General features: G+C 58.5%; 23 protein-coding genes and 1 tRNA gene. 7 read left to right on the top strand and 17 right to left on the bottom strand.

All coding sequences use genetic code 11. From position 1 onward, the window contains the following. Window positions 1-5: 5 nt before the first annotated feature. The 5 genes from rlmN to trmJ form a co-directional block, all read right to left on the bottom strand. Window positions 6-1157 (bottom strand): 23S rRNA (adenine(2503)-C(2))-methyltransferase RlmN, encoded by a 1152-nt coding sequence (rlmN, locus tag FZE95_RS03465; RefSeq protein ID WP_150299444.1) that lies wholly within the window; start codon window positions 1155-1157, stop codon window positions 6-8. A 35-nt stretch (window positions 1158-1192) separates the two neighbouring features. Then, the gene (gene ndk / locus FZE95_RS03460) at window positions 1193-1624 is read right to left on the bottom strand and encodes a nucleoside-diphosphate kinase (RefSeq protein WP_150299443.1); all 432 of its coding nucleotides are present in this window, start codon (window positions 1622-1624) and stop codon (window positions 1193-1195) included. A 134-nt stretch (window positions 1625-1758) separates the two neighbouring features. After that, the gene (locus tag FZE95_RS03455; RefSeq protein WP_150299442.1) at window positions 1759-2913 is read right to left on the bottom strand and encodes an IscS subfamily cysteine desulfurase; all 1155 of its coding nucleotides are present in this window, start codon (window positions 2911-2913) and stop codon (window positions 1759-1761) included. A gap of 7 nt (window positions 2914-2920) precedes the next feature. Continuing rightward, a complete protein-coding gene (gene cysE, locus FZE95_RS03450) occupies window positions 2921-3748 on the bottom strand; it encodes a serine O-acetyltransferase (RefSeq protein ID WP_150299441.1) in 828 nt (275 codons plus the stop codon). Window positions 3749-3752: 4 nt separating this feature from the next. Beyond that, complete coding sequence (gene trmJ, locus FZE95_RS03445) at window positions 3753-4532, bottom strand: tRNA (cytosine(32)/uridine(32)-2'-O)-methyltransferase TrmJ (RefSeq protein ID WP_223824947.1); 780 nt, start codon at window positions 4530-4532, stop codon at window positions 3753-3755. A gap of 176 nt (window positions 4533-4708) precedes the next feature. Between trmJ and suhB the strand changes: the two genes are divergently transcribed. Beyond that, window positions 4709-5524, top strand: coding sequence for a type III secretion system regulator SuhB (gene suhB / locus FZE95_RS03440; protein ID WP_150299440.1), 816 nt, complete (start codon window positions 4709-4711; stop codon window positions 5522-5524). 82 nt (window positions 5525-5606) lie between these two features. On the opposite strand, the gene secF is transcribed toward suhB, so the two are convergent. The 5 genes from secF to queA form a co-directional block, all read right to left on the bottom strand. Then, window positions 5607-6524 (bottom strand): protein translocase subunit SecF, encoded by a 918-nt coding sequence (secF, locus tag FZE95_RS03435; protein ID WP_150299439.1) that lies wholly within the window; start codon window positions 6522-6524, stop codon window positions 5607-5609. Between the two features lie 9 nt (window positions 6525-6533). Beyond that, entirely contained in the window at window positions 6534-8402 is a 1869-nt protein-coding gene (secD, locus tag FZE95_RS03430; protein WP_150299438.1) for a protein translocase subunit SecD, read from the bottom strand. A 62-nt stretch (window positions 8403-8464) separates the two neighbouring features. Beyond that, entirely contained in the window at window positions 8465-8797 is a 333-nt protein-coding gene (yajC, locus tag FZE95_RS03425) for a preprotein translocase subunit YajC (protein ID WP_150299437.1), read from the bottom strand. A 57-nt stretch (window positions 8798-8854) separates the two neighbouring features. After that, a complete protein-coding gene (gene tgt / locus FZE95_RS03420) occupies window positions 8855-9973 on the bottom strand; it encodes a tRNA guanosine(34) transglycosylase Tgt (RefSeq protein WP_150299737.1) in 1119 nt (372 codons plus the stop codon). 5 nt (window positions 9974-9978) lie between these two features. Then, window positions 9979-11028 (bottom strand): tRNA preQ1(34) S-adenosylmethionine ribosyltransferase-isomerase QueA, encoded by a 1050-nt coding sequence (gene queA / locus FZE95_RS03415; RefSeq protein ID WP_150299436.1) that lies wholly within the window; start codon window positions 11026-11028, stop codon window positions 9979-9981. Window positions 11029-11149: 121 nt separating this feature from the next. Between queA and FZE95_RS03410 the strand changes: the two genes are divergently transcribed. Beyond that, a tRNA-Leu gene (locus FZE95_RS03410) sits at window positions 11150-11236 on the top strand. Window positions 11237-11627: 391 nt separating this feature from the next. Here FZE95_RS03410 and trxB read toward each other — a convergent pair. Further along, entirely contained in the window at window positions 11628-12575 is a 948-nt protein-coding gene (trxB, locus tag FZE95_RS03405) for a thioredoxin-disulfide reductase (protein WP_150299435.1), read from the bottom strand. A 93-nt stretch (window positions 12576-12668) separates the two neighbouring features. After that, window positions 12669-13268 (bottom strand): peroxiredoxin, encoded by a 600-nt coding sequence (locus FZE95_RS03400; RefSeq protein WP_150299434.1) that lies wholly within the window; start codon window positions 13266-13268, stop codon window positions 12669-12671. Window positions 13269-13430: 162 nt separating this feature from the next. On the opposite strand from FZE95_RS03400, the gene cysZ reads away from it, so the two are divergent. Next, window positions 13431-14177 (top strand): sulfate transporter CysZ, encoded by a 747-nt coding sequence (gene cysZ, locus FZE95_RS03395; protein WP_150299433.1) that lies wholly within the window; start codon window positions 13431-13433, stop codon window positions 14175-14177. Window positions 14178-14225: 48 nt separating this feature from the next. Here cysZ and FZE95_RS03390 read toward each other — a convergent pair whose 3' ends face one another. The 3 genes from FZE95_RS03390 to FZE95_RS03380 form a co-directional block, all read right to left on the bottom strand. Next, on the bottom strand, window positions 14226-15332 hold the full coding sequence (locus FZE95_RS03390) for an NADH:flavin oxidoreductase (protein ID WP_150299432.1): 1107 nt from the start codon (window positions 15330-15332) through the stop codon (window positions 14226-14228). 86 nt (window positions 15333-15418) lie between these two features. Continuing rightward, window positions 15419-16006, bottom strand: coding sequence for a TetR/AcrR family transcriptional regulator (locus FZE95_RS03385; protein WP_150299431.1), 588 nt, complete (start codon window positions 16004-16006; stop codon window positions 15419-15421). Between the two features lie 173 nt (window positions 16007-16179). After that, the gene (locus FZE95_RS03380) at window positions 16180-16665 is read right to left on the bottom strand and encodes an FKBP-type peptidyl-prolyl cis-trans isomerase (RefSeq protein ID WP_150299430.1); all 486 of its coding nucleotides are present in this window, start codon (window positions 16663-16665) and stop codon (window positions 16180-16182) included. Window positions 16666-16825: 160 nt separating this feature from the next. Here FZE95_RS03380 and FZE95_RS03375 point away from each other — a divergent pair, with 160 nt between their 5' ends. The 3 genes from FZE95_RS03375 (at window position 16826) to FZE95_RS03365 (ending at window position 21171) form a co-directional block, all read left to right on the top strand. Continuing rightward, window positions 16826-18025 (top strand): acetate kinase, encoded by a 1200-nt coding sequence (locus FZE95_RS03375; protein ID WP_150299429.1) that lies wholly within the window; start codon window positions 16826-16828, stop codon window positions 18023-18025. Window positions 18026-18037: 12 nt separating this feature from the next. After that, the gene (gene pta, locus FZE95_RS03370; protein WP_150299428.1) at window positions 18038-20170 is read left to right on the top strand and encodes a phosphate acetyltransferase; all 2133 of its coding nucleotides are present in this window, start codon (window positions 18038-18040) and stop codon (window positions 20168-20170) included. Window positions 20171-20262: 92 nt separating this feature from the next. After that, window positions 20263-21171 (top strand): acyltransferase, encoded by a 909-nt coding sequence (locus FZE95_RS03365; RefSeq protein WP_150299427.1) that lies wholly within the window; start codon window positions 20263-20265, stop codon window positions 21169-21171. Window positions 21172-21232: 61 nt separating this feature from the next. Here the strand turns inward: FZE95_RS03365 and FZE95_RS03360 are convergent, their stop codons facing one another. Next, window positions 21233-21886 carry an OmpA family protein gene (locus FZE95_RS03360; RefSeq protein ID WP_150299426.1) on the bottom strand — a complete coding sequence of 218 codons (654 nt, stop codon included), beginning with the start codon at window positions 21884-21886 and terminating at the stop codon, window positions 21233-21235. A 105-nt stretch (window positions 21887-21991) separates the two neighbouring features. After that, window positions 21992-22636: an MBL fold metallo-hydrolase gene (locus FZE95_RS03355; protein WP_150299425.1), complete on the bottom strand. Its 645-nt coding sequence runs from the start codon at window positions 22634-22636 to the stop codon at window positions 21992-21994. Between the two features lie 147 nt (window positions 22637-22783). On the opposite strand from FZE95_RS03355, the gene FZE95_RS03350 reads away from it, so the two are divergent. Next, entirely contained in the window at window positions 22784-23155 is a 372-nt protein-coding gene (locus tag FZE95_RS03350) for an endonuclease domain-containing protein (RefSeq protein WP_150299424.1), read from the top strand. Window positions 23156-23350 lie beyond the last annotated feature (195 nt).

The raw sequence follows: 23350 nt of genomic DNA, 5'->3' as shown, positions 1-23350 counted from the left end.
GGCTATCAGCGGCCAACGGCTGATTGCTGCAGCTCTGCCTGCTCATCAGCTGCGAGCTGTCGAACCGCAATATAGCGCGCACTGCGGCGCGTCTTGTCGGCCACCTGGCCGACCAACTGACCGCAGGCTGCATCGATATCTTCGCCCCGTGTTATGCGCACCGTCACGTTATGACCCGCTTTGTGCAGAATATCCTGAAACCTGCGAATCACGTTGTTGCTTGGGCGCTCGTAACCGGAATGCGGAAACGGGTTAAACGGGATCAGGTTGATCTTGCACGGCGTGTTCCGCAGCAACTCGATCATCTGCTCAGCATGCTCAGGCTGGTCGTTCACATCCTTGAGCAGCGTGTACTCAACCGTCAGCACGCGTTTTTCGCCGAGCCGACTCATATAGTTGTTGCACGCTTCGAGCAGCATTTTCAGGGGGTACTTCTTGTTCAGAGGCACCAGTTGATTGCGCAGCTCGTCATTCGGGGCGTGCAACGACAATGCCAGTGCCACATCGGTCACCGTCGCCAGCTTGTCGATCATCGGCACCACACCCGAAGTGGACAGGGTCACCTTGCGCTTGGATATACCGTAGCCCAGGTCATCCATCATCAGCGTCATGGCATCCACAACGTTGTCGAAGTTAAGCAAAGGCTCACCCATGCCCATCATCACGACGTTGGTAATGGCCCGGTCCGCCGTGGCCGGAACGCTACCGAAAGACTTGTTCGCCACCCACACCTGGCCAATGATTTCGGCCACGCTCAGGTCGCTGTTGAAACCCTGCTTGCCTGTCGAGCAGAAACTGCAGTCCAGCGCACAGCCAGCCTGGGACGAAACGCACAGAGTGCCCCGCCCGTTCTGCGGAATATAGACAGTTTCAACACAGCTACCAGACGCCACGCGCACCACCCACTTGCGCGTGCCATCCTTGGAAATATCTTCGCTGACCACTTCCGGGCCGCGAATTTCAGCAACAGCCCTGAGCTTTTCGCGCAGGGCCTTGCTGATATTGGTCATATCATCAAAGCTGTCCACACCGCAGTGATGGATCCACTTCATGATTTGACCGGCACGAAAACGCTTTTCCCCGAGCTGCTCGAAGAAGGCTTCCATTTTCGGCTGGGTCAGACCCAGCAGATTGATTTTGCCGTTTGCATCAGTCATGGCGTTCACATCACTTTGGTATGGATAATTGCTGATCAGCGAGTGCGTGAGCACAGCTCGGTTTCAGCAAAGAAGTAGCCGATTTCACGTGCCGCGGAGGTAGTGGAATCAGACCCGTGTACAGCGTTTGCGTCGATGGATTCAGCGAAGTCAGCACGGATAGTGCCGGCATCGGCTTCCTTCGGATTGGTAGCGCCCATCAGCTCACGGTTCTTCAGGACTGCGCCTTCGCCTTCCAGCACCTGGACAACAACCGGACCGGAAGTCATGAAGCCAACCAGATCCTTGAAGAAGGGACGCTCTTTGTGCTCGGCATAAAAGCCTTCAGCGTCGGCCTGTGACAGCTGTACCATTTTTGCAGCAACAATGCTCAGATTGGCCTGCTCGAAGCGGCTAAGGATCTGACCAACGACATTCTTGGCAACGGCATCGGGCTTGATAATGGACAGGGTGCGTTCAACGGCCATGAAACTCTCCAGATAGATAAGTTGAGGATAGTGGATTACAAGGATTTGTTAACCCGCGGATTATACGCAGGTTGCATGGAAATACGTAACAGCAGCGGCGCCGGTCTTATCCGGAAACAAAAGCCTGAGCCAGACTAGCCAGCCTGGCGCAGGCGCCCGACCACTTCACACAGCACTGTCGCTGCGCGCTGAACATCCTCGGCGCTGGTGAAGCGACCCAGCGACAAGCGAATGGAGCTGTGCGCCAACGCGTCAGGCAAACCGATACCGCGCAGCACGTAGGAAGGCTCCACCGTGGCCGAGGTGCAGGCAGAACCAGTGGACAGCGCCAGGTCGCGTAAAGAAAGCAGCAAAAGCTCGCCGTCCACGGCCTCGAAAGCGAGATTGAGATTGTGCGGGATACGCTGCTCAGCACTGCCATTGAGATGCACGCCGGATAATCCGCTCAGCCCTTGCATCAGGCTATCGCGCAAGCTGCTGATACGCTCGCGCTCAGTTTTCATTTCCGCGCCGGCGATGGCGAAAGCCTCGCCCATTCCGACTATCTGGTGCGTCGGCAGCGTCCCGGAGCGCATGCCACGCTCATGACCACCGCCATGAATGATCGCATCAGGACGCACATCGAGCGAGCGACGCACAAATAATGCACCGACACCCTTGGGGCCGTACGTCTTGTGCGCGCTGAATGACATCAGGTCGACTGGCAGCGTCTTGAGATCTATGGGCAGTTTGCCGGTGGACTGCGCCGCATCCACGTGAAACAGCACACCACGCTCGCGCGCAACGGCTCCCAGCGCCGCAAGATCGTTGATCGTACCGATTTCGTTGTTTACATGCATCAAAGTGATCAGCACGGTGTCGCTGCGAATCGCTTCCTCGAGCGTCTCGACCGGGATGACACCCTCAGCACCAGGCTCAAGATAACTGACGTCAAAGCCTTCGCGCTCAAGCTGCTTGCAGCTATCGAGCACCGCCTTGTGCTCGATGCGCGACGTCACAATGTGGCTGCCGCGATCACGCAAGGCGCGCGCCACGCCCTTGATCGCCAGGTTATTGGATTCAGTGGCGCCGGAAGTCCAGACAATCTCGCGCGGGTCGGCACCCACCAGATCAGCTACCTGTCGACGCCCCAGCTCAACCGCTTCCTCGGCCTGCCAGCCATAGATATGCGAGCGCGATGCCGGGTTGGCGAAATTGCCGTCCATGGTGAGACATCCCATCATCTTTTCCGCAACGCGCGGATCGACCGGAGTAGTCGCTGCGTAATCAAGATAAATCGGAAGTTTCATGGAACCCTCAGCGCTGCGCCTGTTGCGGAGCCGACTCGGCTGCAACGGCTTCATCTTCGGTTGAGGCTTCATCCTTGAGCGCCTCGAAATCCTCATCATTCAGTGTCGGCAGATCCTTGGCGCAGTAATCACTGCCCAACTCCTTGAGCGCGTCGCACATTCCTTCGAGCCGGCCATCGACAGCATGCAGATGGTCGAGCATCTGGCCGATCGCCTTGGCAACCGGGTCCGGCATATCGTTGGTCACACCATAGGCGTCGAAGCCGAGTTTTTCAGCCATTGCCTGACGCTTGGCAGTCTTGGCGTCGGCCGCAGCGGCGGGCTCCTTGAGAATGATGCGTCCAGGGATACCGACAGCAGTAGCGCCGGCAGGCACTGCCTTGGTGACCACGGCGTTGGAACCGATCTTCGCACCCGCGCCTACCGTAAAGGGACCAAGCACTTTGGCCCCCGCGCCAACCACCACACCGTCTTCCAGCGTCGGGTGGCGCTTGCCCTTGTTCCAGCTGGTTCCGCCCAGCGTGACACCCTGGTAAAGCGTAACGTCATCGCCGATTTCGGCTGTCTCCCCAATCACTACGCCCATGCCGTGATCGATGAAGAATCGCCTGCCGAGCCTCGCGCCGGGATGAATTTCGATACCCGTCGCCCAGCGTGCGAAATTGGAAACCATTCGCGCGAGCAGCCGAGCGTCTCGAACCCACAGAGCATTCGCCAGCCGATGCAGCCAAATGGCGTGCAGCCCTGGATAGCAGAACAGCACCTCGAGCGTATTACGGGCCGCCGGGTCCCGGTGAAACACGCTGGCGATGTCTTCCTTCATGCGCTTGAACATTGGCTTAACGTCTCCGCTCACCGGACGCCTGTACGCCGATGGCTTTCTGGGTTTCGGTCAGGATACCGCGCAATATATTCATTTCCACCTGGTTTATTTGCACCCGGCCGTACAAGCGGCGCAGACGCGGCATCAACTGGCGCGGCTTTGCCGGATCGAGGAATCCGATCTCCATCAACACCTGCTCCAGGTGCGTGAAATAACGCTCCAGATCCTCAGCCGTGGCCGGGATCTCGTTCTGGCGGTTGGTGGTTTCCAGCTTGTGCATTTTGGTCGGCTGACCCTGGCGTTGCAGGTAGGCCATGCGCAGCTCATAGGCCAGCACCTGCACAGCCGCGCCCAGATTCAGCGAGCTGAACTCAGGGTTCGACGGGATATGTACGTGGAATTGACAGCGCTGCAGTTCCTCACTGGTCAGCCCCGAGTCCTCGCGACCGAACACCAGGGCGATCTCGGCGCTGTCCAGCTCCTCGAGCTGATCCAGTACCTTGCTAGCCGCCTCGCGGGGATCAACCACTGGCCAGGGGATCCGTCGATCGCGGGCACTGGTGCCCATCACCAGCGTGCAGTCGGCAATAGCCTCTTCCAGCGTGGCGACGACCTGTGCGCCGGCTAGTACATCGTCGGCACCGGATGCTCTGGCCTGCGCGTTCGGATCGGGATAGCGCTCCGGATCCACCAGCACCAGACGGGTCAATCCCATATTCTTCATGGCCCGCGCTGCACCCCCGATATTGCCGGGATGGCTGGTATTGACCAAGACCACGCGAACTCTGTCGAACACTGGACACTCCCGGAATGCTCTGAGGAAAATAAGGCGTGCATGGTACAAAAGCCTGAACGCCATGACTACGCTGTTCATTCGCATCAAGACTGTTGCGTTTGTCGCAGCGGCGACTAAACGCCAACAAATCTGCTACAATTCGCCGCTTTTCCAGCTCCTTCTGAAGAGATACACGTATGCAGCCCATGTTGAACATCGCCCTGCGCGCCGCGCGCAGCGCTGGAGAACAGATCTACCGCTCCATAGAACGTCTTGATGTTCTGACCGTCAACGAAAAAGAGGCGCATGACTACGTCACCGAAGTCGATCGAGCTGCAGAACAGACCATCATCTACCATTTGCGCAAAGCCTATCCGGACCATGGCATCCATGCCGAAGAGTCCGGCTTTCAGCCTGGCAGCGGTGAAGGCGCCGATGTGGTCTGGATCATCGACCCTCTGGACGGCACCACCAACTTTGTACGCGGCGTGCCTCACTTCGCCGTCAGCATCGCCTGCCGTATCAAAGGTCGCATTGAACACGCGGTCGTACTGGATCCCGTCCGTCAGGAAGAGTTCACCGCCAGTCGCGGTCGTGGCGCCGCATTGAATGGCAAACGCCTGCGCGTCAGCGCACGCAAGAGCCTGGAAGGCGCCTTGCTTGGAACAGGGTTTCCATTCAAGGAAAACCAGCTCGACGCACTGGACAATTATCTCGGCATGTTCCGTAGCCTGGTGGGACAAACTTCCGGCATCCGCCGTGCCGGCGCTGCCAGCCTGGATCTGGCGTACGTCGCCGCGGGGCGCTACGACGCGTTCTGGGAGTTCGGTCTGGCTGAATGGGACATGGCTGCAGGCAGTCTGCTTATTCAGGAAGCCGGCGGTCTGGTCAGCGACTTCACCGGCAACCACCTGTTCCTCGAGAAAGGCCATGTCGTGGCCGGCAACCCCAAGTGTTTCAAGGCGGTGCTCACTGCTATCCAGCCGCACCTGACACCGGCAATGAAACGCTGATTTTGCTCTGGCAGCGGTAACGCCACACAAAAAACCCGGCTCTTCGCAGAGCCGGGTTTTTTAATGTCGCCTCAACGCCGGTTCACGGACGATCATCCACCGCTGCCTCCTCCAGCTGCGGCGGGATCAGATCCTCGCGGGTCAGGTTCATCGTCATCAGCAGACCGTTTGACACATAGATCGAGGAGTAGGTACCGATACCCACCCCGACTATCAACGCCAACGCGAAGCCCTGAATATTCTCACCGCCGAAAAAGTACAGAGCGAACAGCACCAGCAAAGTCGAAGCCGACGTCGCCAAGGTCCGCGCCAGCGTCTGGGTGGTGGAGATGTCGATAACCTCTTCCAGCTCCGTCTTGCGCATCAATCGCAGGTTTTCCCGCACCCGGTCGAATACCACGATGGTGTCGTTCAACGAATAACCGATCACCGCCAGCAGCGCAGCGAGGACGGTCAGATCGAAGGACAGACCGAAGAACGAGAACACCCCAAGCGTAAAGATGACATCGTGCACCAGCGCCACAATCGCGGAAACCGCGAATTTCATCTGGAAGCGCAGGGACACGTACAGCAGGATGCCACCCATGGCCAGCAGCATGCCCAGGCCGCCCTTGTCGCGCAGCTCTTCCCCCACCTGTGGGCCAATAAACTCGACGCGCTTTATCGTAACGTCGCCGCCCTCTTCAGTCTGAATCAGCCGCGCGATTTCTGCACCCAGGTCAGGGTTTTCACTGGCCAGTCGAATCAGAACGTCGCGGGAGGAGCCGAAGTTCTGCACGACCGCACCGTCCCAACCCGCGTCGGCAAGCGTTCCACGGATCGACTCCAGATCAGCCGGCTCAGCGTAATTGAGCTCGATCAGCGCGCCACCGGTAAAGTCCAGACCCAGATTGAGCTGTTTGATAGCCAGACTGGCAATGGAACCGATCATCAGGACCACTGCGACCGCAAAGAAGAACTTGCGCAGGCTCATGAATTTGATGGTGTTTTTAGTCAGCATGATGAGCCCTCACAGCCACAGCTTCTTGATGTCACGTCCACCGACGGACAAGTTGATCATGGCACGTGTCACCATGATGGCGCTGAACATCGAGGTCAGGATCCCGAGCGACAACGTAACCGCGAAGCCCTTGATGGGGCCAGAACCCATGGCAAACAGGATCACACCCACCAGCAAAGTAGTCAGGTTACCGTCAATGATCGCCGAGAACGCCTTGTCATAACCTTCATGCAATGCGCGCTGCGGAGTCATGCCCGCGGCAATCTCCTCCTTTATACGGGAGAAGATGAGTACGTTGGCATCCACCGCCATGCCCAGCGTCAGTACGATACCTGCAATACCCGGCAGCGTTAGCGTAGCGCCCAACATGGACATCAGCGCCAGCAACAGCACCAGGTTGAACGTCAGCGCAACGCCAGCGACCAGGCCAAACGCCTTGTACAACACCAGGATGAAAATCAGCACCAGAACAAAGCCGACCTGAGTGGCCGAAATGCCCTTGGCGATGTTTTCTGCACCCAGGCTCGGGCCGATGGTCCGCTCTTCGACAAAATGCATCGGTGCCGCCAGACCACCAGCGCGTAGCAGCAACGCCAGCTCGGAGGCCTCAGCCGGGGAATCCAGACCGGTAATGCGGAACTGGTTACCGAGCGTGCTCTGGATGGTCGCCAGACTGATAATGGACTTTTCTTCAACGAAAGCCGGAACCTCGGCAGTCTGCATTTCGCCGTCGACTTCCTGCTGGACCTCGCGGCTGATCTGGCGCTGCTCGATAAAGAGCACCGCCATACCGCGACCGATATTATTGCGCGTGGCACGGGTCATCAGCTCGCCGCCATGGCCATCCAGGCGGATATTCACCTGCGGCCGGCCGTTCTCGTCGAAATTCGATTGGGCGTCCGTGACCTGATCACCGGTGAGAATAATACTGCGTTCGATATCCGCCGGTGGCCGTCCCTCCTGCCGGAACTCGAAGCTTTCCACCGTGGCGCGCGGCGCATTCGGCTCGGCAGCCAGACGGAATTCCAGGTTCGCCGTCTTGCCGAGAATCCGCTTGGCTTCGGCCGTATCCTGCACACCAGGCAGCTCAACCACGATGCGATTGGCGCCCTGGCGCTGAACCAGCGGCTCGGCGACACCCAGCTCGTTGACCCGGTTGCGCACGGTGGTCAGGTTCTGGCTGACAGCGTAATCCCGAATCTCCGACAGCTCTGCATCGGTCAGGGTCAGCTGCAGCACCTGAAGATTCTGACGCGTGCCGGTGGTGATCTGAAACTGGGTGAATTGCCGGGAGACGATCCGGCGCGCCTGGTCAAGCTCCTCGTCATCGTTGAAGCCGAACTGCAACATATTGCCCTGATTCGGCAGGCTGCGATAACGCACGCGCTCACCGCGGAGCAAGCTGCGCACTTCGCTTTCGTAGACATTCAGGCGGTTTTCAATCGCCTTTTCCATGTCGACTTCCAGAAGGAAATGCACCCCGCCAGACAGATCCAGGCCGAGAGTCATAGGGCCAGCACCGATATTCATCAACCACTCGGGAGTGGTTGGCGCCAGGTTCTGCGCCACAATGTAGTCGCCACCCAGAGTGCGCTTGACCACGTCCTGCGCCGGCAATTGCTGACCGCGATTAACCAGACGAACCAGGCCGGAACTGTCGTTGTCTGCAACCTCGACGCCCTTAGTCGCGATTCCGGCCTGCTCCAGCGCCGATTCGATGCGCGAGAGGTCGTTCTCGTTGATAGTCTGGGTAGAGCTTGCGCCGGAAATCTGTATGGCCGGATCATCCGGATAGAGGTTGGGCAAGGCGTAAATTGCCCCGAGCCCGAGGACCACGAGGATCAGCAGGTATTTCCAGAGAGGGTAACGATTGAGCATGTGAGGGCCCGCTAACGATCCGGGCGCCAATTGAGGCGCCCGGAAAGATGATTATTGACGAATCAGATGGCTTTCAGCGTGCCCTTCGGCAATGCAGCGACTACAGCGCCCTTCTGGAATTTCAATTCATGGCCATCGCCCACTTCAAGCACGATGAACTCGTCGGTGACTTTGCGAACCTTGCCCAGGATGCCACCACCGGTAACCACTTCATCGCCGACGCTGAGGCCGCCGATCAGATTCTTGTGTTCTTTGGCACGTTTGGCCTGGGGGCGCCAGATCATCAGATAGAAAATGACCAGAAAGCCGAGCAGGAAAACCCACTCGAAACCGCCGCCCATAGGCGCAGCTCCGTCAGCGGTCTGGGCCATGGCGGCGGGAATGAAAAAACTCATGTGTAGCTCCTGTTATGAACGCGCAAGAAAAGAATAATGGGGCCTCCCTGGCGCTTTTCAAGCCTCAAGAGGAGGTACCGGCAGGCCGAGCCGAGCGTAGAAATCATCTACAAAGCGGGACAATGTACCCTGTTGAATGGCACCGCGCAAACCGGCCATAACACGTTGATAGTGCCGCAGGTTATGGATGGTATTGAGCATGCTGCCAAGCATTTCGCCGCACTTGTCGAGATGGTGCAGATAGGCCCGGGTAAAGTTCTGGCAGGTGTAACAATCACAACCCGGATCAAGTGGCGAATCGTCATGACGATGCACCGCATTGCGGATCTTGATCACGCCGCTATCGGTGAACAGATGACCATTACGCGCGTTGCGGGTTGGCATCACACAATCGAACATATCGACCCCGCGACGCACACCTTCAACCAGGTCCTCCGGCTTGCCTACGCCCATCAGATAGCGCGGCTTGTCCGCAGGCATTCTCGGCGGCAGGAAATCCAGCACCCGTATCATTTCAGACTTGGGCTCGCCTACCGACAGCCCGCCAATCGCCAGTCCGTCGAAACCGATCTGCTCCAGCCCATCCAGCGAACGCATGCGAAGATCTTCGTGCATACCGCCCTGTACGATCCCGAACAGCGCCGACGGGTTACCTTCATGGGCAGCCTTTGAACGCTTGGCCCAGCGCAATGACAACTCCATCGAACGGCGCGCTACGTCTTCCTCGGCAGGGTAAGGCGTGCACTCATCAAAGATCATGACAATATCGGAGCCCAGATCCCGCTGGACCTGCATTGACTCCTCAGGCCCCATGAACACCTTGGCACCATCAACGGGTGAGGAGAAATACACGCCCTCTTCCTTGATCTTGCGCATCGCGCCCAGGCTGAACACCTGAAATCCACCCGAGTCGGTAAGGATCGGCCCCTTCCATTGCATGAAATCATGCAGGTCGCCGTGCTTCTTGATCACCTCGGTACCGGGTCGTAACCAGAGGTGGAATGTATTGCCAAGGATGATATGCGCGCCAATCGCTTCAACGTCGCGCGGCAACATGCCTTTCACCGTACCGTATGTACCTACGGGCATGAAAGCTGGCGTTTCCACCACACCCCGCGGAAAAGTCAGCCGGCCACGACGGGCCTTGCCATCGGTGGCCAACAATTCGAACTGCATATGACTCATTGAATATCCTCGGGTCCGGTTGCGGCCGGGTTGCGGGTGATGAACATGGCATCACCGTAACTGAAGAAACGGTAGCGCTCGGAGACAGCGGCGCGATAAGCCGCCATGGTCTGCGTATAACCGGCAAATGCCGAGACCAGCATCAGCAGCGTTGACTCCGGCAAGTGAAAATTGGTTACCAGCGCATCAACCACATGAAAGGGTTTGCCGGGGTAGATGAAAATATCGGTATCGCCGCTGAAAGGCTTCAGCTCGCCGTCCTGCGCGGCGGTTTCCAGAGATCGCACGCTGGTTGTACCCACTGCGACGACACGTCCACCGCGCGCCCTGCAGGCATTGACGGCGTCAACCACTGCCTGGCTGACCTCCAGCCACTCACTGTGCATGTGATGCTCTTCGATGCGCTCTACCCGAACTGGCTGAAAGGTGCCCGCCCCGACGTGGAGTGTCACCTGCGCTGTTTCCACGCCCTTCTCGGCAATGGCCTCAAGCAGCTGGTTGTCGAAATGCAGACCCGCGGTGGGTGCCGCGACCGCCCCCTCACGCTGCGCATAGACAGTCTGGTAGCGTTCACGGTCCGCGGTTTCATCCGGACGGTCGATATAGGGCGGCAGGGGCATGTGTCCAACGCGGTTCAGCAGTGGCAGCACCGGCTCATTGAATGCCAGCTCGAACAAGGCGTCATGCCGGCCGAGCATTTCAGCCTGGGCATCACCATCCAACACAATCCTGCTGCCGGGTTTCGGCGACTTACTGGAACGCACATGGGCCAGCACGCGATACGAATCGAGTACGCGCTCGATGAGGATTTCCAGCTGACCGCCAGTTTCCTTGCGGCCAAACAGCCGCGCCGGAATAACCCGGGTGTTGTTGAACACCATCAGATCTCCAGGACGTAGAAACTCAAGCAGATCAACAAACTGCCTGTGCTCCAGCTCGCCGGACGGGCCGTCCAGACACAACAGGCGACTGCCCCGCCGCTCGGCCAACGGATGATGAGCAATCAGGTCATCCGGGAGATCAAATTGAAAATCGCTGACACGCATGCTGAGGTCGATCCGGTGGGGATGAAAAGGCCGCGTATATTAGCGGAAATACTGGTATCAAACCATTGACCTCGCCCGCATCCGATTCGTATACTCCGCGCCGGCTTGCTTGAAGCGCAAAGCCTCGATGGCGGAATTGGTAGACGCGGCGGATTCAAAATCCGTTTCTGGTGACAGAGTGGGAGTTCGATTCTCCCTCGAGGCACCATCTGTAGTTTTAAGATGGTATCAGCAAGACCCGAAACACCCCGAAAAACCCGCCCTGTGCGGGTTTTTTGTTGTCTACAGTTCCCGTACGTTGCCTCGCAGCCCGAATGTTCAGGGGCAAGCTTGGGGCTTGACCGACTCGGTCAAATACGCGCCCCTACGCCAAAGGCTTCGAGGGGAAAGGCCTCGTGCCCACACCGCCGGCTCCAAACCAGTCCAGTATTCAGTTACCTCGCCGTATCGCTCGTTCACGCCAACCCAGCGTACAACGCTCGCAGCGAGGCTATTGAACGCTGACCTATGGAGTGTCGAGTTCCATCTCGATACAGCGCGCCTTGCAGCAACTGCGCTGGCCGGGATGGAACCCGGCCCTCCATAGCCCTACGCCCCGCTTACTGCTCGTCCAGAAACTTCTCGGCATCCAGCGCTGCCATACAGCCGGCACCAGCCGAGGTAATGGCCTGGCGATAGACGTGATCGGCGACGTCGCCGGCGGCGAACACGCCCGGGATGTTGGTTGCGGTGGCGTTGCCTTCTGTGCCGCTCTTGATTTTCAGGTAGCCGTCTTTCATGTCCAGCTGACCTTCGAACAGACCGGTGTTCGGGGTGTGACCGATGGCGATGAAGACACCGCTCAGGGCGATGTCCTCGGTGCCGCCTTCGTTATGCGCGATGCGCATACCGGTCACACCGCTTTGATCGCCCAGCACTTCGTCGAGCGTGGCATTCAGGCGCAGCTCGATCTTGCCCTCGGATACCCGGGCCAGCAGCTTGTCGACCAGGATCTTCTCGGCGCGGAAAATTTCCCGCCGATGGACAACGGTGACCTTCCTGGCGATATTGGCCAGGTACAGCGCCTCTTCCACTGCGGTATTGCCGCCGCCGATGACAGCCACATCCTGATTGCGATAGAAAAAGCCGTCACAGGTAGCGCAGGCCGAAACGCCCTTGCCCATGAAGGCTTCTTCAGAGGGCAGGCCCAGGTAACGCGCGGAGGCGCCTGTTGCAATGATCAACCCGTCGCAGGTGTAAGCACCGCTGTCGCCCCAGAGGGTGAACGGGCGATTCGCCAGGTCAACCTTGTTGATATGGTCAAACTGAATTTCGGTCTCGAACCGCTCTGCGTGCTTGCGCATACGCTCCATCAGGTCCGGCCCCTGCAACCCTTCCACATCACCCGGCCAGTTATCGACCTCGGTGGTGGTAGTCAGCTGACCGCCCATCTGCATGCCAGTGATCAGCAATGGCTTGAGGTTGGCGCGCGCAGCGTATACCGCCGCACTGTAACCGGCCGGGCCAGAGCCCAGAATAATCAGACGGGAATGACGAACTTCAGACATCAATGCCTCCTAGGCACCGCATGCGCGGTGTGCGAAATTTAAAAGGAGCGGTAGCCTGGCGAAGGAGTAAGCCCTGCTGACCGCTCACAAAACTCAAAGTTGTTTGGCGTTTTCTGCGAGGTAGGTTGCAACACCTTCTGCGTCGGCTTTCATCCCCTTCTGACCTTTGCGCCAGCCAGCCGGGCAGACCTCACCGTGTTCTTCAGTAAATTGCAGCGCCTCGATAACGCGGATCATTTCATCGACTTCACGCCCGAGCGCAAGGTTGTTTACTACCTGATGTTGCACGATGCCGTTGCGATCAATCAGAAACGAGGCGCGTAGCGCAACGCCGTCGTCATGTTCGATCCCGTACGCACGGGTGATTTCGTGTTTTACGTCTGCGACCATGGTGAACTCTACGGGTCCGATGCCGCCCTTCTCGACTGGCGTATTGCGCCAGGCGTAGTGAGTGAACTGCGAATCAACCGACACGCCGACCACCTCTACGTCCAGTGCGCGAAATTTGTCGATGCGGTTGTTGTGCGCGATGATCTCGGAAGGACATACAAAGGTGAAGTCCAGCGGCCAGAAGAACACCACCGCATATTTACCGCGCAATGAGGCAGAATCGAACTCCTCAACGATCGCGCCATCAGCCAGTACGGCCGGGGCGATAAAATCCGGAGCGGGACGATTGACCAGAACACTCATGATGCAAACTCCTTGTGCGCCTCGGCGGCAAATGGATCGACGAATCCTAGTTCACCGACAGGCAGATGGGATATTTCATAGCCTCAATGAAGCGGATAGTTTACGCCTATAAGCTGGTTCGTACATTCACCTGACCGCCCACTTATTCAAGGAATGCAACGCATGGCCAACACACCGGCGCCGCTACGTGGCCCCGAATACTTCAAGGAAGGCTGGCGAACCATCCGCCAGCCAGGTTTGAGACGCTTTATCCTGATCCCGCTTTTGCTGAATCTTGCCCTCTTTATCGCTGTGATCAGCTGGGGCATCAGGCAGTTCAATATCTGGATGGACCGGCTCGTACCCACCCTGCCGGATTGGCTCAGCTTCGTCGAGTGGCTACTCTGGCCACTCTTTGCGTTGGTAATTTTGCTGATTCTGTTTTTCAGTTTCAGCCTGGTGGCCAACATGATTGCCTCGCCTTTTTACGGATTTCTCGCCGAGAAGATCGCTGAACAGGAGCGGGGCCTGGTCAGTCCGCCCACCAGTTACACCGAGATCCTGATGACGGTCCCGCGCAGCATTGGGCGGGAATTGCGCAAGATCAGCTATTACCTGCCGCGCCTGATCGCGCTACTGCTATTGACCTTGATCCCGGTAGTCAATCTCGTTGCATCGCCGCTGTTACTGATGTTCGGCGTGTGGATGATGGCCGTGCAGTACGTGGATTATCAGGCGGACAACGACAAGGTCAGTTTCATTGACATGCTGCGCTGGATGAAGGGCCGCAGGGCCCTGTCACTTGGCTTTGGTCTGCCGGTGTATGTCGGCATGCTGATTCCGCTGGTCAACCTGCTGGTGATGCCAACGGCCGTGGCCGGATCGACGCTGTTATGGGTGCGCGAACGGCCCATGAACGGACCTCCCTGATTACACACCGGTGCCCTGCCTTATCGCCGGGCACCGGTTATTGCCGCCTTACACCAGCGTGTTCAGCGCTTCGCGGCTAAACGGAAGGATCTCGTCGAACCTGCCTTCCTGCACTTTGGCCGCCCATTGGGGATCGACAATCAGCGCCCTGCCCACCGCAACCAGATCGAATTCATCGTTACTCAGACGCTCTAGCAGATCGTCGATATTGGCCGTTTGCGCTACCTTGTCAGTATCCACCATGAACTGGATAAACTCCCCGTCCAGCCCGATGCTGCCGACAGTGATGCACGGCTTGCCGGTTATCTTCCGGGTCCAGCCTGCCAGGTTCAGATCGGAGCCTTCGAACTCGGGCTCCCAGAAACGACGCTGTGAACAATGGAATATATCCACGCCCGCCTCGACCAGCGGAGCGAGGAAAGCTTCCAGCAATTCAGGGGTAGGCGCCAGACGCGCCGTGTAATCCTGCTGCTTCCACTGCGAGTAACGAAAGATGATCGGATAATCCGGTCCCACCGCGTCGCGTACTGCGCGAACGATCTCAAGCGCAAAACGGCCGCGGTTTTCCATGCTGCCGCCATACTCGTCGGTGCGCTGGTTGCTGCCTTCCCAGAAAAACTGATCAATCAGATACCCATGGGCGCCATGCAGCTCAATGGCATCAAAACCAAGCTCCCTGGCATCGCGGGCAGCCTGGGCAAAGGCGCTCACTACGTCCTGGATGTCCTCTTTGGTCATGCCGTGAACGACCTTGACGCCCTTGCTGATCTTTTCCATCGGGCCATAGGCTGGCACGGTCGGATTGGGCTCACTGCCGAGACGGCGTGCGCTGCCCAGATGCCACAGCTGCGGCGCTATCTTGCCGCCAGCGGCGTGCACGGCATCAACGACTTTTTTCCACTCCGCCAGCGCTTCGCCATGGAACCAGGGGATGTCACCGGCACCGGAGGAGGCTGGGTGGTTAACTGTGGTGCCTTCGGTGATGATCAAGCCAACGCCCGCTTCGGCGCGACGGCGATAGTAGTCGGTAACTGCTGCAGTCGGCATGCCGCCGGGTGAGAAATGGCGGGTCATCGGCGGCATGACAATACGGTTTTTCAGCGTCAAGGGACCCATGGTGAAGGGTTGGAACAGCGGGCGAATATCAGCAGCCATCAGTTACTCCTGGCGATTGTAGAAAGTGTGACAAGCACGCGACGCCAACCAATATGACCGGTCGTCTCGTATCCATTAGTGGGTGATCAGGGACGCAACAGCCTTTCCAGTTGATCAATAAAAGCGCGCAGCGGAGCCACTTGCCGGTCCAGCTTCATGCGCAGCAGCGCGCCCTCCCAGGCCGCGCCGATAAATCCCGCCAGGGCAGCAGGATCCTGTTCGACAGCCAGCTCGCCCGCTTCCCGGGCCTTTTCCAGGCAGCCAGCCAGCAGCTCGCTGGATCGTTTGAACACAGCGCTGGCGGCACAACCGATTGGCTGGCTCTCGTCAGCCATCTCATGACAGAGGCTGCCGATAAAACACTGGCTGGAGGGCTCGCCCTGATTGGCAAAGTGACCTACCAGATCCCGATAGAATCGCAGGATTCGCTCCCGAGGCGAGACGTCCTGGTCATCCAGAGCACGGGCAAACCGCTCCAGTCGCGGCAGATAGTAAAAATGCAGGGCCTGAACCGCGAAGTCTTCCTTGCTCTCGAAATAGTGGTAAAAGGAGCCTTTGGGCACGCCAGCGCTCCGGGTGATTTCCTGCACGCCCGTGCCGCTATACCCCTTGCGCAGCATGACACTGGTGCCAGCTTCGAGAATTCTTGCGCGCTTGTCCTGAATACTGTTCATGGGCGTCACTATACGACTGGTCATTTCAGCCTGATAGCATTGCCACGCTTAATCACTCAAATTGATAGGCTGCTATCGCGAAGGATTACAAGGCCAAACTACCGCCCACAAAAAAGCCCCCGTAATAAGGAGGCTTTCGTGTTGCCGTCCTGACGGACGATAGCAGCTTGAGCTTAGTGCTCCACGCCGCCTTCGCCGTGCACGTGACCGTGCTCCATCTCTTCATCGCTGGCATCGCGGATACCGACAACCTTGACGTCGAACGTCAGACGCTGACCTGCCAGCGGGTGGTTGCCATCTACGGTGACTTCGTCACCTTCGACACCAGTGATGGTCACGATCTGCATTCCGCCGTCCGGTCCGGACGCATGAAACTGCATACCTGCTTCCAGCTCATCCACACCTTCGAACATGTTACGGCCAAGAACCGCAACCAGCTCAGGACTGAATTCGCCGTATGCATTTTCAGGCTCGACGGTGACATTTACCTGGTCGCCTTCCTGCTTGCCCTCGAGCGCCTGCTCAAGACCAGGAATAATGTTACCCGCGCCGTGCAGGTAAACCAGCGGAGTACCGCCAGCGGATGAATCGAGAACTTCACCTGCATCGTTGGTCAAAGTGTAGTCAATCGATACAGCTTTTTTGGCAGCAATCTGCATAGTTCGGCCCCTGTCGTTTTCAATAAGCCAGCTAGTCTACGCACCTTGAACTCGAAACGCACGGTTTGACCGACACATGGGACGAGTGGCCGCAGATGCCCAACGCCCGGGCAAAACCCGCTAATATCTGTCGTACACTTCTCAGCGAAACGGAATGTACATGTCTAGTCGGCTGGTTCTGGTGATCAATTGTGGTAGCTCGTCCATCAAGTTTGCCCTGCGCCGTGAGGGCGTCGATGAACCCCTGTTGAGTGGTCTGGCTGAAAGGCTGTATTCGGACAACGCCACCTTGAACTGGCAGGCCGGCGACAGTAAACAGCAGATCAATCTGGCCGATGGAGAACACACTACGGCAATGGCCAGCCTGTTGCCGCTGATTGACGAATATGCCGACCAACCGTTGAGCGCAGTAGGCCACCGCGTGGTGCATGGAGGCGAGCATTTCACCTGCGCACAGGTTATCGATGACAGGGTGATCACCGCCATCCGCGCCAGTGCGCCCCTCGCTCCGCTGCATAACCCGGCCAACCTGATGGGCATTGAGACGGCAATGAAGGTGTTCACCGAGACACCACATATCGTCGTTTTCGACACCGCCTTTCACCAGAGCATGCCGCCGCGCGCCTACCGCTATGCCCTGCCCGAAGAGCTCTACACACAGCACAGTGTGCGGCGCTACGGCTTCCATGGCACCAGTCATCACTACGTGACCAACCAGGCGAGCCTGATGAGCGGACGGCAGCCCGGCGAAGGCGCCTGGCTGACGGCGCATCTTGGCAATGGCTGCTCGTCCTGTGCCGTGCTGGATGGCAAGAGCCTGGATACCAGCATGGGACTGACGCCACTGGAGGGACTGGTGATGGGCACGCGCAGTGGCGATGTCGACCCCAATCTGCATTTCCACCTGGTGCGCACCCTCGGTTGGGATTTTCTGCGTATCGAAAAACTGCTGAATCGGGAAAGTGGCCTGCTTGGTCTGTCCGGGCTGTCCAACGATATGCGCCAGCTGGTGGAAGCGCGCGCCGAAGGGCATGTCGGCGCAGAACTGGCCATTGACGTGTTCTGTTATCGACTGGCCCGATCGTTGGCCGGGCTGGCGGTGGCGCTGCCGCGTCTGGACGGTCTGATATTTACCGGGGGCATCGGCGAGAACTCGGCTCTGGTGCGTGAGCTTACTGCCAGCCACCTTGGGATTTTCGGCCTGCAAATCGATACGCAGCGCAACAATAGTCTACCGCGCGGCCAGGCCGGCACGATTCAGATGCCGGACTCACCGGCTATTCTGGTGGTACCCACTGACGAAGAGCGTCAGATCGGAGAGGAAAGTCTCTCCCTGCTGGATTCCGCACCTACTCATTGAAACAGGAACACCATGCATACTTTTTTTATCGCTCCTACAGGCTTTGGCGTAGGCCTGACGTCCATAAGCCTTGGTCTGATCCGCGCCCTTGAGCGCACCGGTTTGCGTGTCCACTTTCTCAAGCCGATCGCCCAGCCACACCCCGGCGACGAAGGGCCGGAACGCTCGAGCGAGCTGATTTCCCGCACGCTGGGTCTGAAGCCGCCGGCTTCACTTGAATTGCAGGATGTCGAGCATCGTCTGGCGGTCGGCGATCTCAACGGTGTGCTTGAGGACATCATCAGCCGCTATCAGCAGGCCGCAATCGATGCGGACGTCGTGGTAGTGGAAGGCATGGTCCCGACCCGCCAGGCCAGCTATGCCGCGCGCATCAATAATCACCTGGCGAAAAGCCTGGACGCGGACGTCATACTGGTCTCCGCGCCCGACGACGATAATCTCGCCAACCTGGCCAACCGTATCGAATTGCACGCGCACAGCTTCGGCGGGCCGCAGGATCCGAAGGTCATCGGCGTGATTGTCAACAAGGTGCAGGGCCTGGATACCGGCGATGATATTCCCGCCGACCGGACCGAACTGAAGCGCACGCTGAAGGATTTCTCCCAGGCGCTGAAAAAACAATCCGGTGCGCTGGATACCGGCGACTTCCGCCTGATCGGCTGTATTCCCTGGAAAGATGAACTCAATGCGCCGCGCACCGCTGACGTGGCCGCGTTGCTCGGCGCCGGCACCCTGCATCCCGGCGACATGCAGACCCGCCGGGTCATGAACATCATCCTCTGCGCCCGCACCGTGCCCAATACCATCGACCTGTTCCGGCCCGGCACCTTGCTGGTGGTGCCCGGCGACCGCGACGACATCATTATCGCCAGTAGCCTGGCGTCCCTGTCCGGAACACCGCTGGCCGGGCTGCTGTTGACGGGTGATATCACCCCTGACCCACGCGTCATGCAGCTATGTCAGCCCGCGCTGGATAATGGCCTGCCAATCATCACCGTTCCGACCGGCAGCTTTGCCACCGCGTCCCTGCTGGACCGCATGAATCGCGAAATACCTGTCGATGACCTGGAGCGCGCCGAAATGGTCACCGATTTCGCCGCCTCGCATATCGATCAGGCCTGGTTGCAACAACGCTGCGGAACGCCGCGCGAAGTACGCATGTCGCCGCCGGCGTTTCGTTATGAGCTGGTGCGCCGGGCGCAACAGGCACGCAAACGCATCGTGCTACCCGAGGGTGACGAACCCCGGACCGTGCAGGCTGCGGCGATCTGTCAGCGCCGCGGAATTGCACAGTGCGTTCTGCTGGCCAAACCCGAAGCTGTCGAAGCGGTGGCGCGGGTGCAACACATTACGCTGCCTGAAGGGCTGCAGATCCTCGACCCGGATGTCATTCGCGAGCGGTATGTCGAGCCCATGGTCGAGCTACGCCAGGGCCGTGGTCTGAACGCGCCCATGGCGCTACAGCAACTGGAAGACAACGTGGTGCTGGGCACCATGATGCTCGCGCTGGATGAAGTCGACGGCCTGGTCTCAGGTGCCATCCATACCACCGCCAACACCATCCGCCCGGCGTTCCAGCTGATCAAGACCGCGCCCGGGTACAACCTGGTGTCCTCGATATTCTTCATGCTGTTGCCCGAGCAAGTGCTGGTCTATGGCGACTGCGCGGTGAACCCCGATCCGGATGCGACCGAGCTGGCGGAGATCGCGATCCAGAGTGCCCGGTCAGCTGAGGCCTTCGGCATCCCGGCGCGCGTCGCAATGATCAGCTACTCGACCGGGGAATCCGGAACCGGACTGGATGTGGAGAAGGTTCGCGAAGCCACGCGGATCGCCCGTGAGCGGGAGCCAGGTTTGCTGATTGACGGCCCACTGCAATATGATGCCGCGGCCATCGCCAGCGTCGGCCTGCAAAAAGCACCGGACAGCCCGGTGGCCGGCAAGGCCACTGTATTCATTTTCCCGGACCTGAATACTGGGAATACGACCTACAAGGCTGTGCAGCGCAGCGCCAATGTCATCAGCGTCGGCCCGATGCTGCAGGGCCTGCGCAAGCCGGTCAACGATCTGTCTCGCGGGGCTTTGGTGGATGACATCGTCTTCACCATCGCCCTCACCGCTATTCAGGCCGACAATAACAAGTAACCCAGGATCTGCTGCCGCCTCGATGCGGCTGCGATAAATGAAAACGGACCCAAACCCGGCGTCAGCGCCGGGTCATTTATTGAGCAATCAGAATGCTGAAATTTTTGCCCGCGCCCCTTCGCGGCATCATTGCCTCCCTGCTGCTGATCATCAACACACTGCTGTGCTTCAGCGTGTTGTTCCCCCTCGCAATGCTCAAGCTATTGCCGTACAAACCGCTGCAAACTCTGTGCACCCGGATACTGATTCGCATCGCGGAGTTCTGGATGTTGTGTAACAGCGGCTGGATGCGCTTGACCGGCAACATCGAATGGGATGTTACGGGCCGCGACCAGCTGGACTACGACGGCTGGTATCTGGTGACCAGCAATCACCAAAGCTGGGTAGATATTCTGGTGCTGCAGCATAATCTGAATCGGCGCATGCCCATGCTCAAATTCTTCCTGAAACAGGAGCTGATCTGGGTTCCGATCATCGGCATCTGCTGGTGGGCTTTGGATTTCCCGTTCATGAAACGCTACACCAAAGCCTATCTCGACAAGTATCCGGAAAAAGCCGGGCAGGACGTGGCCACCACCCGCCGCGCCTGCGAAAAGTTCATGACAACGCCAGTGGCCGTGTTCAACTTTCTCGAAGGCACGCGCCTGACACCTGCCAAGCACGCCGTGCAGCAATCACCCTACCGCCATCTGCTGCGCCCAAAATCCGGCGGCGTGGCCTTCGTGCTGGATGCGATGGGGCAACAATTGCGCTCGCTGGTCGACATCACCATCCACTACCCCGACGGCAGCCCGAGCTTCTGGGATCTGCTGAGTGGCCGGGTTCGCAAGGTGGTCATGCGTTGCGAGCTACGTCCGATCCCAGCCGAGTTTCTCGGTCAGGATTATCAGAACGACCAGCTGTTCCGGGAACACTTCCAGGGCTGGATCAGTAGTCTGTGGCAGGACAAGGATGTGCTGCTCGATGAGCTGCACCGGGAATATCCCAGCGCAAAGCGCTAGGGTTCAGAGCGGCTTACGCGCATGCCGGGTTGACCCACAGGGTCAGCCCGACACTGAAGGTTTAAAGCGGGCGCAGGTTGATTTCAACGCGACGGTTCTGAGCGCGACCCGACTGGCTGTCGTTGCTCGCGATCGGCTGGCTCGGTCCAACTCCGCTGCTGCTGATACGCGGACCGGCAATGCCCTGACCTGTCAGGTAGGACGCAACGCTGGTGGCACGTTCACGGGACAGACGCATGTTCAGGTCCATGGAGCCGGTGCTGTCGGTATGCCCAACAATATCGATGCCGTTACGGTCGAATTCCTTGAACACCCGAACCAGTGAATTGAGCGTCGGGTAGAAGCTGCTGGAAATATCCGAAGAGCTGCTGGCGAAGGTGATGTTGCCTGGCATAACCAGCTGCAGATTGTCGCCGTTACGGATGACCTGAACACCTGAACCTTGCAGTTCCTGACGCAGGCGAGCTTCTTGCTGGTCTACATAATAACCATACCCCGCACCCGCTGCGCCGCCCACGGTAGCGCCAATCAGCGCGCCCTTGCCGCGATCCTTCTTGCTGGACGTCGCGGCGCCGATAACGGCACCAGCGGCTGCGCCGCCGAGACCGTAAATAGAGGATTTGCCCGCCTGGCGCTCACCCGTATAAGGGTTGGAGGTACAGCCCGCCAGCACCACTGAACACAGACCGGCAACCATCAAACCTTTAATCTTCATAATATTTCCTTGAACGTAGTAACACGAGTTATGCGAGAGAATACATCGCCAACATCGCAGCAGTGTATGCATAACGTAAAGAACGAGTAAAACCGCTGCCAGTATTCATGCGCGAACAAAGGGATTAGCTCGCATTTCATCACCAATGCGCGTATCCGGACCATGTCCGGTTACCACGACGGCTTCCTCATCGAGATTATACAAGCGGCCGCGTATGGATTGCTCGATGGCCTTCGAGTCACCACCCCACAGATCGGTGCGACCTATACCGCCACGGAACAGCGTGTCGCCGGCAATCAGCAGTTTATCCCTGGGGAACCAGAAGCTCATCGAACCGGGGGTATGTCCCGGAGTATGCATTGCCACCCCACAACCGCATGCCAGCTCCTCGTCATCCTGAAGCCACTGATCCGGGGCCGGGACGGGCGTGTAAGGGATGCCGAACATGTTGCACTGCATCTCCAGATTATCCCAGAGGAACTGATCCTCCTTGTGCAGGTGCAAGGTCGCGCCCGTCGCTTTCTTCATCTCGCCTGATGCGAGAAAGTGATCCAGGTGCGCATGGGTATGGATGATACTGACCACCTTCAGCCCCAACGCCTCCAGACGATCGAGAATCATCTGATGATTGCCGCCTGGATCTACCACAATCGCCTTGCCGGTTACCGGGTCGCCGATAATGGTGCAGTTGCACTGCAACGGGCCGACGGGAAAGGTTTCGCGAATCAGGGCGGTGCTGGGGGCTTGCATGAGCGGGTCCTATGAAAAATGCACGAGTCGGCAAGGATGGCCGCAACGGCTGCGGGTTTCAACATGCATTTCACAGCCTTGATATCCGTTGCTGGATTGGGGCAGGCGATGGCGCTAGGGTTTCCCTGTCAACGTCAGGGACGAACCATGTTGCCATACAAGAAAGAACTCAAACCACGAGCGCGAGCGCTGCGCCAGGACATGACTGATGCGGAACAATTGCTCTGGGCCAGGCTACGTCGCAAGCAGGTGCTGGGCGTACAGTTCTACCGGCAGAAACCTCTAGCTGGGTATATCGCCGATTTCTACTGCGCCGCGGCGAAACTGGTTGTCGAACTGGACGGCGGTCAGCATTTCGAGCCTGCTGAACTGGTCAAGGACCAGCGCCGTACTGTTCAGCTTGAAGGGTTGGGCTTGAAGGTCGTCCGGTTTGATAATCGCCAAGTGCTGGTTGAGCTGGAGGATGTCCTGAATGTGATATGTGTTGAGCTCGAGAATCGGCTTGGGCTTCGGGGCTGAAATCACACCTCGCAAAAGCGAATCCCCCCTAACCCCCCTTTTTCAAAGTGGGGGACTGGTTTTGTGATCCGGCTAGGTCTCCGTTTACGGATAGCGATGCATGCCGGCAATAATGCCAGCCGCTGCTCGGACTAATCCTTGGACATCGATGCAGCCGCTGCTCGGACCGTTCCCCACTTTGAAAAAGGGGGGCTA

The sequence above is a fragment of the Pseudomonas profundi genome (genome assembly GCF_008638305.1).
Classification (GTDB): domain Bacteria; phylum Pseudomonadota; class Gammaproteobacteria; order Pseudomonadales; family Pseudomonadaceae; genus Halopseudomonas; species Halopseudomonas profundi.
The sequence above is the reverse complement of the archived record's forward strand: the minus strand, read 5'-3'. Positions and strand labels throughout refer to the sequence as shown.